General features: G+C 72.8%; 12 protein-coding genes and 1 pseudogene. 8 read left to right on the forward strand and 5 right to left on the reverse strand.

What is annotated here, in order from left to right; genetic code table 11:
• Positions 1-153: 153 nt before the first annotated feature.
• The gene (locus ACIOC1_RS19615; protein ID WP_401855604.1) at positions 154-1821 is read left to right on the forward strand and encodes a succinic semialdehyde dehydrogenase; all 1668 of its coding nucleotides are present in this window, start codon (positions 154-156) and stop codon (positions 1819-1821) included.
• 114 nt (positions 1822-1935) lie between these two features.
• Positions 1936-3726, forward strand: a complete 1791-nt coding sequence (locus ACIOC1_RS19620; protein WP_401855607.1) for a GMC family oxidoreductase N-terminal domain-containing protein — start codon at positions 1936-1938, stop codon at positions 3724-3726.
• A 519-nt stretch (positions 3727-4245) separates the two neighbouring features.
• Here ACIOC1_RS19620 and ACIOC1_RS19625 read toward each other — a convergent pair.
• Entirely contained in the window at positions 4246-4614 is a 369-nt protein-coding gene (locus tag ACIOC1_RS19625) for a chorismate mutase (RefSeq protein WP_401855609.1), read from the reverse strand.
• A 294-nt stretch (positions 4615-4908) separates the two neighbouring features.
• Between ACIOC1_RS19625 and guaA the strand changes: the two genes are divergently transcribed.
• On the forward strand, positions 4909-6513 hold the full coding sequence (gene guaA / locus ACIOC1_RS19630; RefSeq protein WP_355336815.1) for a glutamine-hydrolyzing GMP synthase: 1605 nt from the start codon (positions 4909-4911) through the stop codon (positions 6511-6513).
• Between the two features lie 7 nt (positions 6514-6520).
• Here guaA and ACIOC1_RS19635 read toward each other — a convergent pair whose 3' ends face one another.
• Positions 6521-6880, reverse strand: coding sequence for a hypothetical protein (locus tag ACIOC1_RS19635; RefSeq protein WP_355336816.1), 360 nt, complete (start codon positions 6878-6880; stop codon positions 6521-6523).
• A gap of 201 nt (positions 6881-7081) precedes the next feature.
• Here ACIOC1_RS19635 and ACIOC1_RS19640 point away from each other — a divergent pair.
• Positions 7082-7564 (forward strand): annotated as a pseudogene (locus ACIOC1_RS19640) (DoxX family protein); the annotation flags it as partial.
• A gap of 46 nt (positions 7565-7610) precedes the next feature.
• On the opposite strand, the gene ACIOC1_RS19645 reads toward ACIOC1_RS19640, so the two are convergent.
• Together ACIOC1_RS19645 and ACIOC1_RS19650 are read right to left on the reverse strand one after the other, a co-directional pair.
• Entirely contained in the window at positions 7611-7829 is a 219-nt protein-coding gene (locus ACIOC1_RS19645) for a hypothetical protein (RefSeq protein ID WP_355336817.1), read from the reverse strand.
• Positions 7826-9292 (reverse strand): PspC domain-containing protein, encoded by a 1467-nt coding sequence (locus ACIOC1_RS19650; protein ID WP_401855613.1) that lies wholly within the window; start codon positions 9290-9292, stop codon positions 7826-7828. Before ACIOC1_RS19650 ends, ACIOC1_RS19645 begins: the two co-directional genes overlap by 4 nt.
• Before the next feature lie 134 nt (positions 9293-9426).
• Here ACIOC1_RS19650 and ACIOC1_RS19655 point away from each other — a divergent pair, with 134 nt between their 5' ends.
• The 4 genes from ACIOC1_RS19655 (at position 9427) to ACIOC1_RS19670 (ending at position 12628) form a co-directional block, all read left to right on the forward strand.
• The gene (locus ACIOC1_RS19655; RefSeq protein ID WP_401855615.1) at positions 9427-10890 is read left to right on the forward strand and encodes a PspC domain-containing protein; all 1464 of its coding nucleotides are present in this window, start codon (positions 9427-9429) and stop codon (positions 10888-10890) included.
• The gene (locus ACIOC1_RS19660) at positions 10887-11579 is read left to right on the forward strand and encodes a response regulator transcription factor (RefSeq protein WP_188281968.1); all 693 of its coding nucleotides are present in this window, start codon (positions 10887-10889) and stop codon (positions 11577-11579) included. Before ACIOC1_RS19655 ends, ACIOC1_RS19660 begins: the two co-directional genes overlap by 4 nt.
• 101 nt (positions 11580-11680) lie before the next feature.
• Positions 11681-11953, forward strand: a complete 273-nt coding sequence (locus ACIOC1_RS19665) for a hypothetical protein (protein WP_355336820.1) — start codon at positions 11681-11683, stop codon at positions 11951-11953.
• A 33-nt stretch (positions 11954-11986) separates the two neighbouring features.
• Positions 11987-12628 (forward strand): methyltransferase domain-containing protein, encoded by a 642-nt coding sequence (locus ACIOC1_RS19670; RefSeq protein ID WP_391050460.1) that lies wholly within the window; start codon positions 11987-11989, stop codon positions 12626-12628.
• A gap of 10 nt (positions 12629-12638) precedes the next feature.
• On the opposite strand, the gene ACIOC1_RS19675 is transcribed toward ACIOC1_RS19670, so the two are convergent.
• A complete protein-coding gene (locus tag ACIOC1_RS19675) occupies positions 12639-13367 on the reverse strand; it encodes a class I SAM-dependent methyltransferase (RefSeq protein WP_401855619.1) in 729 nt (242 codons plus the stop codon).
• Positions 13368-14076: the final 709 nt, after the last annotated feature.

Below are 14076 nucleotides of genomic sequence, written 5' to 3' on the forward strand. Positions count from 1 at the left end.
CCGGCGCCTGCCGCCACTGCCCCTCCGGGCAACCCGCGTGACCTGCGAAGATCCGTACGACGCCACCGATTGCTGGCTTAGTTGCACGGATCACGAGGAAAATACTTACTCACGGGTATCCAATCGGTGCCGGACGGTCGTAATCTCACCGGCATGACGGATTCGCTGGAGCGCAGCACGCCCCCCGCAGACGGCCGCCCCACCGACGGCCCCACCGACGGAAACCCGGTCGCGCCCACCACGGCGCGCGGCCCGAAGGACGTCGTCACCCCCGATCTGGTCGCCCGCCTCACCCGCGACGTCATCGGCTGGGGGTCCCCCCGCTGGCAAGCAGGGGGAGGCCGTACCGCCAGCCACACCCCGCTGACCGGCGACAGGCTCGCCGAGCTGCCGGAGACCACGCCCGAGGAGGTCGCGGAGGCGTTCGCGCGCGCCCGCACGGCGCAGAAGGCGTGGGCCGCCACCCCCGTACGGCAGCGCGCGGCGGTCCTGCTCCGCTTCCACGACCTGGTGCTCGCCCGGCAGGCCGAGGTGCTCGACCTGATCCAGGTGGAGACCGGCAAGGCGCGCATGCACGCGCACGAAGAGGTGCAGGTGGTCGCGATGGCGGCCCGGCACTACGGCCGCAAGGCCCCCGCGTACCTGAAGCCCAAGCGGCACACCGGCGCCATCCCGACGCTGACCAAGGCCGTGGAATTGCGGCAGCCGCGCGGTGTCGTCGGCCAGATCGCGCCCTGGAACTACCCGCTGGAGCTGTCCGTCGGCGACGCGCTGCCCGGACTCGTGGCGGGCAACGCCCTGGTGATGAAGCCGGACACCGAGACCGCGCTGACCGCGCTGTGGGCGCGCGAGCAGTTGGTCGAGGCGGGGCTGCCCGGCGACGTGTGGCAGATCGTGATCGGCGAGGGCCCGGTCGTCGGCCCGGCCCTGGTCGAGCACGCCGACTACGTGTCCTTCACCGGCTCGACGCGCACCGGCCGCGACGTGGCTCAGCGCGCCGCCGCCCGGCTGATCGGCGCCTCCCTCGAACTCGGGGGCAAGAACCCCCTGTTGGTGCTGCGTGACGCCGACCTCGACAAAGCCGCCGACGGCGCCGTCCGCGCCTGCTTCGCCTCCGCCGGTCAACTCTGCGTCTCCGTCGAGCGGTTGCTGGTGGACGAGTCGGTCGCCGACGCGTTCCTGGAGAAGTTCGCCGCGCGCACGAAGGCGATCAGGCTCGGCACGGCCCTCGCGTACGGCGCGGGCATGGGATCGCTGGCCGGGGAACGGCAGTTGGAGACCGTCGTCCGGCACGTCGAGGAGGCCCGCGAGAAGGGCGCCACGGTGGTGGCCGGCGGCCGGGCCCGCCCCGACATCGGCCCGTACGTCTACGAGCCGACGATCCTGGACGGCGTCGAGGCCCCGATGGCCGTCTGCGCGCAGGAGACCTTCGGCCCCGTCGTGTCCGTCTACCGCTTCCGCGACGAGGAGGAGGCGATCGAGCGCGCCAACGACACCGACTACGGCCTCAACGCCAGTGTGTGGACCAAGGACACCCGGCGCGGCGCGCGGATCGCGGCCCGGCTGCGCTCCGGCACGGTCAACATCAACGAGGCGTACGCCGCCGCGTACGGCAGCGTCCGGGCGCCGATGGGCGGCATGAAGGACTCCGGGCTCGGCCGCAGGCACGGCTCCGAGGGCATCCTCAAGCACACCGAGGCCCAGACCGTCGCCACCCAGCGCCTTCTGCCGATGGCGCCCTCGCTCGGCATGACCGACGAGACGTACGCGAAGTTCCTCACCGTCTCGCTGAAGGCGATGAAGGCCCTGCGGATGCGCTGACCCCCGCCCGCCCGCGCGCTGCCCGGCCCTCGCCCGCCGCCCGCGCCCCGCCCACGCCCTGCCCGCCGACCCGGCCGGACCGGACGAGTCCCGCACCGACGCACGGAGGATCACGTGTCACAGGAAGACGGCTACGACTACGACGTCGTCGTCATCGGCTCCGGCTTCGGCGGCTCCGTCTCCGCGCTGCGGCTGACCGAGAAGGGCTACCGGGTCGGCGTGCTGGAGGCCGGCCGCCGCTTCGCCCGCGACGAACTGCCGAAGAACTCCTGGGACGTCCGCAACTACCTGTGGGCGCCCGCGCTCGGCCTCTACGGCATCCAGCGCATCCACGTCCTCGGCAACGTCCTGGTGCTGGCGGGCGCGGGCGTCGGCGGCGGCTCGCTGAACTACGCCAACACCCTGTACGTGCCCCCGAAGGCGTTCTTCGAGGACCGCCAGTGGGGCGCGATCACCGACTGGCAGCAGGAGTTGGCGCCGTACTACGACCAGGCCCAGCGGATGCTCGGGGTGCGGACCAACCCCACGCTCACCCCCTCGGACGAGCACCTGAAGGCGGCGGCCGAGCGGATGGGCGTCGGCGACAGCTTCCACCTCGCGCCGGTCGGGGTGTTCTTCGGCGACGGCCAGGACGCGGGCGGCGCGTCGAAGGCGGCGCCCGGCGGCGAGGTGCCCGACCCGTACTTCGGCGGAACCGGCCCCGCGCGGCGGGCCTGCACCGAGTGCGGCGAGTGCATGACCGGCTGCCGGCACGGCGCGAAGAACACCCTCACGGAGAACTATCTGCACCTCGCCGAGCGGGCGGGCGCCGTCATCCACCCGATGACCACCGTCACCGACCTCACCGAGGACCCCGAGGGCGGCTACCGCGTCACCGCCGTCCCCACCGACCAGCGCAAGAAGGGCGAGCGGGCGGTGCTGAGGGCCCGTCAGGTCGTGGTCGCGGCGGGCACGTACGGGACGCAGACGCTGCTGCACGCGATGCGCGACGGCGGCCGGCTGCCCGGCATCTCGGCGAAGCTCGGCGAGCTGACCCGTACCAACTCCGAGGCGCTGGTGGGCGCGCAGACCTCCACCCGCCGCTACCGCAAGCGGCACCCGGACCGCGCGCTGGACTTCACCAAGGGCGTCGCGATCACCTCGTCCGTGCACCCCAACGACCACACCCACATCGAGCCGGTCCGCTACGGCAAGGGCTCCAACGCGATGGGGAATCTGTCGATCATGGCGGCGCCGTACGGCGGGAAGGTGCCGCGCTGGGCCGAATTCGCCGTCAACTACCTGCGCCACCCGGCGGTCGGCCTCCGCTCGCTGTCCAACTTCCACTGGTCGGAGCGGACGATCATCGGCCTGGTCATGCAGACCAGCGACAATTCGCTGACCACCTACCGCAAGGCCAAGGGCCTGGGCAAAGGGCTGCTGACGGCCCGTCAGGGTCACGGCGCTCCCAACCCGACGCACATCCCGGAGGGCGCGCGGGCCGCGGAGTTGATAGCCGAGGAGATCAACGGCTTCGCGGGCAGCAATGTCGGCGAGGCCACCGAACGCCCCATGACCGCGCACTTCCTGGGCGGCTGCCCGATCGGCGAGGACGCGGACCACGGCGTCATCGACCCGTACCACCGGCTCTACGGGCACCCGGGCATCCATGTGGTCGACGGTTCGGCCGTCTCGGCGAATCTCGGCGTCAATCCGTCGCTGACGATCACCGCGCAGGCGGAGCGCGCGATGTCGCTGTGGCCCAACAAGGGCGAGGCGGACCCGCGTCCGGCCCAGGGCGAGGGCTACCGCAGGATCGCCGCGGTACGGCCCGCCGCCCCGGTGGTGCCGGAGGGAGCCTTCGGCGCGCTGCGGCTTCCGCTGCTGCCGGTCCCCGCGGTCCCGCCCAGGTCCGCGGCAGAGTGACGCGGCTGAACCGGCTGAACCGGCTGAACTACCTGAACCGGCTGAACTGCCTGAACTGACTGCGGTGACTGACGCGTTCGGGTGACGCGTCCGCGCGCGCCGACGCGTACCCGTGCGCACGGGCACGCGCTGTGTCACCCGATCGTGGACGGGAAGTCCGTGCCGGGAGCCGTACATGAGTAATGTGGGTTCTCGCAGAGCGGCCGGATCCAAGCGTCCCCGGAGCCGACCGCCTCTTTGAGTCGTGACCGGGCTGCTGTCCCCTGCCGTCCGGTCACATAGCACCGACACGAGGTCCCACGGCGACCGCACACCTGCGGTCGCCTCATCGCATCGGTCACACCCCGCCTAGCTGCGTCTAGGCGGTGTCCAGTTCCACGCGTGGTGTTGGGTTACCGCCCCTGGATGGCACGGACACCACCTCCAACGAAGCCATCGCGGGCCGGTCACGTGCCGTACGGGTGATGCCGCTCGAAAGGGCGAAACGTCACGCCTCGCGGGCCGCTCCGGCCGCGCCGCTCACACCTTGCCGCGGCACAGTTCCAGCAGCGTCATCGCCAGTGACGTGCCCGGCCTCCCCAACTCCGCGCTGTAGTGCGTCAGCACCTCCATCTCGCGGTTCAGGCTCACCCGGCGACCGCCGGACGTCATGCGGGCGCGCTGGATGTCGGCCGACTCGGTCATCCGTTCCCTGACCAGGCCGATGATCCGGGTGTCGAGATCGTCGATCCGCCGCCGCTTGCGCGCGATGACCGCGTCCGCGGACTCCGGGACGCCGTGGGTGTCCGGGGCGTCCGGGACGCTCTCGGTGCCCGCGGTCGCGGTCGCGGGGGCCGGGGCCGGAATGGGGGCCGGGACGGAGGTAGGTGTCGGGGTCGGGGTCGTCATGTCTGCTCTCCTCGGGAGGGGCGGGCGGCGCCGCGGGCCTCGGGTCCCGGGGGAGCGAAACGACAGGCGCCCCGGGCCGTCCGGCCCGGGGCGCCTGGGAAGTCGCTCGTCAGCTCACGCGACGCGACCATGGCAGCCGGACCAGCCGGTGCCATAGGTAAACGTGACGCTGCGCGTGTGCATGGCGTCAGTGTGCCCCCCTCGCCTCCCGCGGGGCAAGCCGGGGGAAGGAGGGAGTGCGCCGCCCCGGTAGAATCGGGTCCTATCCCCGTTGGAACCGCCGGAAGGCACACCGTGGTAACGCCAGTCGCCCCCGCCCCCTCGTCGGGCACACCGGATACACCGGACCTGGTCCTGGTCGTGGACTTCGGTGCGCAGTACGCGCAACTGATCGCGCGCCGGGTCCGTGAGGCCCGGGTGTACAGCGAGATCGTGCCCTCCACGACGCCGGTGAGCGAGATGCTGGCGAAGCGGCCGAGCGCGATCATCCTGTCCGGCGGCCCGTCCTCGGTCTACGAGCCGGGCGCCCCCACCCTGGACCCGGCGATCTTCACGGCGGGCGTCCCCGTCTTCGGCATGTGCTACGGCTTCCAGCTCATGGCGACGGCGCTCGGCGGGACCGTCGACAACACCGGGGCGCGGGAGTACGGCCGCACCGCGCTGGCCGTCTCCAAGCCCGGCTCCACCCTCTTCGAGGGCACCCCCGCCGAGCAGTCGGTGTGGATGTCGCACGGCGACGCCTGCTCGGCCGCGCCCGAGGGCTTCGCCGTGACGGCGTCCACCGACGTGGTGCCGGTCGCCGCGTTCGAGAACGACGAGAAGCGGCTGTACGGCGTCCAGTACCACCCCGAGGTGCTGCACTCCACGCACGGCCAGCAGATCCTGGAGCACTTCCTCTACCGCGGCGCGGGCCTCGCGCCGACGTGGACGACCGTCAATGTCGTGGACGAGCAGATCGCGCTGATCCGCGAGCAGGTCGGCAGCAGCCGGGCCATCTGCGGGCTGTCCGGCGGCGTGGACTCCGCGGTCGCCGCCGCCCTCGTCCAGAAGGCCATCGGTGACCGGCTCACCTGCGTGTACGTCGACCACGGACTGATGCGCAAGGGCGAGACCGAGCAGGTCGAGAAGGACTTCGTGGCCGCGACCGGCGTCCAGCTCAAGGTCGTGGACGCCACCGACCGCTTCCTGGACGCGCTCGCCGGGGTCAGCGACCCGGAGCAGAAGCGGAAGATCATCGGCCGGGAGTTCATCCGGGTCTTCGAGCAGGCGCAGGCGGAGATCGTCGCCGAGGCGCCCGGCGACGAGCCGGTGGAGTTCCTGGTCCAGGGCACCCTCTACCCGGACGTGGTCGAGTCCGGCGGCGGCACCGGCACCGCGAACATCAAGTCGCACCACAATGTCGGCGGCCTGCCCGAAGACCTCCAGTTCACGCTCGTCGAGCCGCTGCGCAAGCTGTTCAAGGACGAGGTGCGGATGGTCGGCCAGGAGCTGGGCCTGCCCGAGGAGATCGTGCAGCGGCAGCCGTTCCCCGGCCCCGGGCTCGGCATCCGGATCGTCGGCGAGGTCACCCGCGACCGGCTCGACCTGCTGCGCGAGGCCGACGCCATCGCCCGCGAGGAGCTGACCGCGGCCGGGCTCGACCGCGACATCTGGCAGTGCCCGGTGGTGCTGCTCGCCGACGTCCGCTCCGTCGGCGTCCAGGGCGACGGCCGCACCTACGGCCACCCGATCGTGCTGCGCCCGGTCTCCTCCGAGGACGCCATGACCGCGGACTGGTCGCGGCTGCCGTACGAGGTGCTGGCGAAGATCTCCACCCGGATCACCAACGAGGTGGCCGACGTCAACCGCGTGGTGCTCGACGTGACGAGCAAGCCGCCGGGCACCATCGAGTGGGAGTGACGCGCGTTCAGTGCGCCGCCAGGCTCTCGCGGGCCGCGGTGACGTAGCGGCTCCTGGCCGCCTTGTACTCCTCCCACGCGCTGTCCGGGATCTCGTCCATATCGTAGAAGGACCGGATGCGGCCGACCAGGGCCTTCGCCTCGGTGAGCGGGCCGCCGCCCTCGATGTCCAGCACATTGAGGGCGGCCTGGGTCCTGCCGTACGCGGCCTCCGTACGCTCCAGGAGGTCGGCCCTGTCGGTGTGGTCGCCCTGCCTGCGGTGCCAGACGACGGACGCCTCCTCGTCGGTCGCGGTGAGGAAGTCCGCGTAGTCGTCGCGGTGGGCCAGGTAGATCGTCAGGTCGTACGGCAACTCGGATACCTCCACCCGTCGGGTCCGTGCGATGCCTGAGTATCGGGGGCGGGGCCGCGTACTGCCAGAGACGTGCGGGTCTTTCTGCGGTCCCGCGCTTTGTGGCCGCCGCCTTGAGTGACAGCCGCCGGGCGTACGTATGTCCCTCCGAGGGCGCCGTACCGGCAGAATCGTTCTCATCAGGGAACGCACGGGCGGCGGGATTGGCGGAACACGATGCTCGAACGGCTCGACGTCCGGCGGGACACCGCCCGTCGCTACGCACTGCTGCCGCTGCGGATCTTCCTCGGCGTCACGTTCATCTACGCCGGGCTCGACAAGCTGACCAGCGACACCTTCTTCACCGACTCCGCGAACGGCTCGCTGGTGCAGATCCTGCACGGCGCCCACGACACCGCGGCGATCCCCGCGATGATCGACCTCGCGCTGAAGGCGCCGCACGGCTTCGGGTACGCCATCGCGCTCGGTGAGACAGCGGCGGGGCTCGGCACGCTGTTCGGGCTCCTCGGCCGGGTCGCCGCCCTCGGCGGCGCGCTGGTCTCGCTCAGCCTGTGGCTGACGGTGAGCTGGTCCTCGACGCCGTACTACTACGGCAACGACCTCGCGTATCTGATGGCCTGGCTGCCGCTGGTGCTCGCGGGCACGCCCTATCTGTCGCTGGACGCGCTGCTCGCGCGGCGGCGCGGCAAGGGCGGCGGCGCGGTGCCGGGGCCCGGCGCGCACGCCGCCGACGGCTCGGGCTCCGCTACGCGCGGCGGCGCTTCCGGCGCCCCCGTACCGCCCTCACGACCTGTGTGACGATCGCGGTGGCCACCGTCAGGGCCAGACCGCTGACGACGAGCGGGACGGAGTCCTCGGGCCGCAGGTCCCAGACCTGGCAGGCGTCGAGGATGAAGCACGCCGTCAGCCAGAGCAGCACCAGGCCCATGACCAGGACGGCGGGTTCGAAGCGGTGCCTTCTCATCGGTTCACCTGTCCTGCGGGCGGGCCGGGCACGCCGGGTACGGGCACGTGGCGCGCGCCGGGTACGGCGGGCGCGGTCGGCGCGAGCGGGGCCGTCCCCGTACCGGTCCCGGCCGTGGCGGGCTCGATCCGCAGATCACCGGCGCCGATCCGCACGTGGACGTTGACCGTGCCGGTGTTCATGGTGCCCGCGGGCGGGGCGAAGACGACCGGCACGGCCCCTTCGCTGTTGACGTTCAGCCCGCCGTGGTCCTTCTCCGGCAGGCGGATGGCGCCGACGGCGACGTGGTAGGTCAGCTGCACGGTCGCGTCCTTGGGCAGTCTGATCAGCACTTCGCCGACGCGCAGGTCGACCCGTGTGTTGACCGTCCTGCCGTCGAGCGTCAGGTCGGTCAGGTCGAGGACGCCCTGTCCGCTGCCGCGTTCGTACGTCGGCTGGACGGCGGCGGCGGTCATCGGCCTCCAGGTGTCGCGCCACCCCGCGTTGTCGTGCGGCACCGACGCGGTGGCGATCAGCCCGGCGAGGGTCAGCAGGGTGAAGAAGACGGTGCCGCCGCGCGCCCGCCCGGCGAACGACGCGACGACGAAGGCCAGGCCGAAGACGCCGAGCACCGCGATCAGGCCGATCTCGACGCTCACGGCGGGGGACTGGTACGGCGCCGCGGCCCCGGTGCCGATCGCGCCCGCCGCCACGACCAGCACGAAGACGGTCAGGCCGAAGACCCACGAGCTCTCCTTCTTGCGGGCCGCGCGCTTGCGCTCCCGCCAGGCGACCTTGTCCTCGTCGCCGTAGGGGCCGTCGTCCGGGCCCCACAGATACGACGGCTCCTTGGTCAGCGGGCCGCGCCACCAGGACGCGGAGCCGCCGGGCTCCGGCGGCGCCTGCACGGCGGGCGGCGCGTCCACCACCGCGCTCGCCGCGCCCGACGGGGAGGCGGCCTCGCCCGCGGCCTGCCGACGCCGTACCTGGGCCCAGTAGTAGACGGCGCCGGTCGTCGCGGCCAGCAGGATCAGTGAGAACGCCTGGTCGTCGCCGTTGTCCAGCATCGAGGCGTACAGCCCGCAGCCGACCAGCGCCATCAGCACGGCGGTCAGCGGCGCGCCCTCGATCCGGCCGGACAGCAGCCGCTGCGCCTCGCTCTGCCGCTCGCCCTCCAGCGGGATGACCAGCCAGCCCATGCCGTAGATGATCAGACCTATGCCGCCGGTGAGGGAGAGGACGGCCAGCACCACGCGGAAGATCACCGGATCGATGTCGAAGTAGCGGCCCGCCCCGTCGCACACGCCCGCGAGGACTTTGTGGTCGCGGCCACGGGTCAGCCGCCGCTTGGGCGCGGCGCTGTCGCCGTCCGGGCCGCCGGTGCCGCCGGTGCCGAGGCCGCTGCCGTCGGCGTCGTCGGCGCGCGGTGCACTCGGCCGGTCGCGCGGCTCGTCGCTCGGCTCTTCGGGTGGCTGGTCCGTCATACGACCATGGTGACGGTTCACGGGGGCGGCCGGCATCGGCCCCGACCCTGGTACGTCCCTGATCCGTACCCTGCCCTACCCCTGGGGGGACAACCCTGATGCCCCGGGCGGCCCGGACGTGTGACGATCGGGGTATGTCAGCGAGCAGCCCGGCCGGAGCGTCCGGCATGCCCGGAGCGTCCCGTATGCCGGGCGGGTCCGGCGGACCCGGCGTGCCGGGCGGTCCCGGTCCCGGTGGTCCCGGCCCGGGCGGCTCCGGTGGTCCCGGTCTGGGCGGCTCCGGTGGTCCCGGTCTCGGCGGGCCCGGTGCTCCGCGGGGTCCCGGCGGTCCCAGCGGGGCGTCCTTCCTCTCCTCGCCCCTGTCCTCGCACGAGCCGGGGGACTCCGGGGTGCGCAAGCTCTACCGCAGCTCCGAGGGGCGGATGGTCGGCGGCGTCGCGCGCGGCCTGGCCGGGCACTTCGGCCTGCCCGTGCTGTGGGTACGCGGCCTGTTCGTGCTGCTCGCCTGCTTCAACGGCATCGGCGTGCTCCTCTACGCCGTCTTCTGGTTCTTCGTACCGCTCGGCGTCGGCGGTGTCGCCATGGCCAAGGAGCCGCGCGACGCCCGCTCGTGGCTGGCGGGCAAGCGGCCCGACAAGGGCCAGATCATGGCCCTGATCGCGCTGGCCGTCGGCGCGGGCATCCTCATCGACAACCTCAACCTCGGCGCCGCCAACCGCGCCGTGTGGCCGCTGCTGGTCATCGGCCTCGGTGTCGCGCTGGTCTGGCGGCAGGCCGACAACGCCCGCAAGGCCCGCTGGGTCGAGATGAGCCACGGCAAGCGGTTCTGGCCGCTGGCCCGCGCGGCGGCCGGTGTCGCCCTGGTCGTCGCGGGCGTCACCGGCTTCATCGTGGTGCGCGGCTCCGGCAGCCACCTCGGCGGCATCCTCCAGGCCGCGCTCGCCGTCCTCGTCGGCGTCGCGCTGATCGCGGGCCCGTACCTGGTCCGTATGACACAGGACCTGTCGGCGGAGCGGCTGATGCGCATCCGGGCCCAGGAGCGCGCCGAGGTCGCCGCCCACGTCCACGACTCGGTCCTGCACACCCTGACCCTCATCCAGCGGCACGCCGACGAACCCCGCGAGGTCAACCGGCTGGCCCGCGCCCAGGAACGCGAGCTGCGCGCCTGGCTCTACCGCCCCGAGGGCACCGGGCGCGACGACGAGCCGACGACGGTCGCCGAGGGCGTACGCGCCGCCGCCGCCGAGGTCGAGGACGCGCACGGCGTCCCGGTCGAGGTCGTCTGCGTCGGCGACTGCCCGCTGGACGAGAAGCTGGCGGCGCAGATGCAGGCCGCGCGGGAGGCGATGGTGAACGCGGCCAAGTACGGTGGCAGCGGACCCGTTCAGGTCTACGCGGAGGTGGAGGGCGTCAAGGTGTTCGTCTCCGTGCGCGACCACGGCCCCGGATTCGACCTCGACCAGGTGCCGGACGACCGCATGGGCGTCCGCGAGTCGATCATCGGCCGGATGCAGCGCAACGGCGGCGAGGCCCGGCTGCGGGCCGCACCCGGCGGCGGTACGGAAGTCGAACTGGAGATGGAGAGGGTGGCGGCATGAGCACACCGAGTGCGCCTTTGGCGGGGGAGCGGCGGGTACGGGTGGTGCTCGTCGACGACCACCGCATGTTCCGTACCGGGGTCCAGGCGGAGATCGGCGCCACCGAGGAGACCGGTGTCGAGGTCGTCGGCGAGGCCGCCGACGTCGACCAGGCGGTCAGTGTCGTCACCGCGACCCGGCCCGAGGTCGTCCTCCTCGACGTGCACCTGCCCGGCGGCGGCGGTGTCGAAGTCCTGCGCCGCTGCGCCCCGTTGGCCGCCGACCCCGACAACCCGGTGCGTTTCCTGGCCCTTTCGGTCTCCGACGCGGCCGACGACGTCATCGGTGTCATCCGGGGCGGCGCGCGCGGTTATGTCACCAAGACCATCACCGGGCCCGACCTGATCAACTCGATCTTCCGGGTGCGCGACGGAGACGCCGTCTTCTCCCCGCGGCTGGCCGGTTTCGTCCTGGACGCCTTCGCGTCCACCGACGCCCCGCCGGTCGACGAGGACCTGGACCGGCTCACCCAGCGCGAGCGCGAGGTCCTGCGCCTGATCGCGCGCGGCTACGCGTACAAGGAGATCGCCAAGCAGCTCTTCATCTCGGTCAAGACCGTCGAGTCCCATGTCTCGGCCGTCCTGCGCAAGCTCCAGCTCTCCAACCGCCATGAGCTCACGCGGTGGGCGACGGCACGGCGCCTGGTCTGAGCCGGGCGCGCACGCCGGAGCCCGCAGGAGAGCCCGTACGTGAACCTGGCCGCGAGCCCGCAGGAGAGCCTGGCCGCGAGCGTCGCGTCACGCCCGGGCGTGTGCTGTGGCTGGCGTGCCTGGTCCTCGTGTGGGCGCTGCTGCTGCTGGCCGGGGTGCTGGACGTCGTCGCCTTCGTCGCCAGCGCGTCCGACACCCCTTACCAGGGCCGGGCCGACGACCGTACCGCCGCCTGGTGGACGCTCTTCGGTCTGGTGATCCCGCTGGCCTTCCTGGCCGCCGTCCTGACCTCCCTGGAACGACGCGCCCGCCGTCGCCGCGGCGGTCCGCCGGGCGGTGACCGCAGGTCGCTGACGGACGGCAGCGTCGGATAAGCGGTGTCAGAGGGCGGCGATACGGTCGCCCGCATGACGGAATCCACCGACCTGACGGACATCCGCGCGGCTTACGACACCGTCGCCGACAGCTACGCCGACCTGCTGCGGGACGCGCTGGCGGCCGGCGTCCTGGACCGCGCGACGCTGGGGGCGTTCGCCGAACTGGCCCAGCGGGGACGGCCGGTGGCGGACATCGGATGCGGCCCCGGACGGATCACCGGGTATCTGGCGGAGCTGGGACTCGACGTCTTCGGCGTCGACCTCTCGCCCGAGATGGTCGCCGTGGCCCGCCGCGATCTGCCCCGACTGCGCTTCGACGTCGGCTCGATGACCGACCTGGACCTCCCGGACGGCTCCCTCGGCGGCCTCGTCGCCTGGTACTCGATCATCCACCTGCCCCCGCGCCTGCTGCCGCGCGTCTTCGCCGAATTCCACCGCGTCCTGGCCCCCGGCGCCCCGCTCGCCGTGGCCTACAAGATCGGCGACACCCGCCACCACCTCTCCCACGGCTACGGCCACCCCATCTCCCTCGACGTCTACTGGCATCCCCCCGCCCGTATCACCGCCCTCGCCGAATCCGCCGGCCTCACCGTCACCGCCACCACGACCCGCGCTCCGGCCCCGGACGAACGCCAGCCCCAGGGCTACCTGTTGGCGGCCAGGCCCGTCTGAAGGGCGGGGGTCAGGCCAGGGCGACGGTGATGATCTCGCGGCTGGCCGGGGTGACCGGGGTGCGGGGCCAGTCGCCGTAGCGGGACTCGGTGCGGAAGCCCGCGGCGGTGAGGAAGGCGTCGAGGGCGGGCTCGGAGAGGAAGCGGAGGGTGGAGCGGTCGGTGTGGAGGGGGGTGCCGTCCGGGGCGGCGGTGGTGGTGGTGAAGGTGACGAGGTCGGGGGTGACGGAGTCGACGGTGTGCCAGACGCGGAGCGGACCGGCGGTGGGGTGGGTGGTCGTGACGGGGTGACCGGGGGTCCAGGACAGCCAGGCGCGGGCCTGGGGGTGGCGGGTCTCGAAGACGAAACGGCCGCCGGGGCGCAGGGCGGCGCGGACGGCGGCGAGCGAGTCGCGGATGTCGTCGTCGGTGAGCAGGCACTGGAAGGCGTGCCCGGTCATGATCGCCAGGTCGAAACCGGCGCCGGGCGGGGCGTCGGCGGCGCGGCCGTCGAGCCACTCGATGTCGGTACGGCGCCGGGCCCGGCGCAGGGACGGGGGGTGCGGGTCGAGGCCGACCAGACGGCCGCGGTGGCCCAGCGCCCGCGCGTGATGCAGCGTCATGCCGGTGCCGCAGCCCACGTCGAGAACGGAGTCGGCGGCCATGACCAGGTCGGTGTAGAACCGGTCGCCGGGTGACCGCTCGGGGTCCCACTGATTGAGCAGGTCGTAGAGCACGGCATCGTCGTCGTCGGTGAACACCGGGACAGTATTGAGGCGCGGCCGTCCGCGGCCAACCGGTTATTCCGGCCGCCGGGAAGGTGCCCCCGGCACGTATGCCTTTCCGGCGCGCTCCGCTATTCGGCCGGCCTCGCCGTTCGGCGCCAATCCTTACGAACACGGGGGTTCGTAGTCACCACCCGGCGACCGGTGATTCGATACGCGGCTGTAGGTATCGCTGAGCGTGGGGTGGGGGAAATGGCTCGGGGTGGAGCGGGGCTGTTCGGCGTGCGCGAGGGGCGGTTGAGGCCGCGCGCGGCGGGTGCGGTGCGTGAGAGCGCCGCCGTACCGCCGACGGCGGGAGCCATTCCGGGAGTGCCGCCCCTGTCGACGTCACCTACGGATTCCGGTCGTCCGGATTCCGCCCGTCCGGATTCCGCCGCTCCGGATTCCGCCCATACGGATTCTGCCCGTCCGGATTCTGCCCGTCCGGATTCCCGCGCGAATACAAAAGCGTCCACGGCTTCCGCCCCGTCCGGGACCGTCGCCTCGCGAACGGCCCTCTCCTCCGGCGGCGGCGACACGGCCGGGGCGGCGGCGCGTCGGGAACGGGCCGCCGCGGCCGTCGGCGGGTGACGGCCGCCGGGCGGGGCGGGACGAACCGGCCCGGCCGGGCGCGTGGTGATCGTTCGTGGGGTTGTACGGCCGCGGGGCGGGATGTCCGTCCGCGGCCGGTGTCGGGACTGCTCGT

Source organism: Streptomyces sp. NPDC088197, assembly GCF_044741185.1.
GTDB lineage: Bacteria > Actinomycetota > Actinomycetes > Streptomycetales > Streptomycetaceae > Actinacidiphila.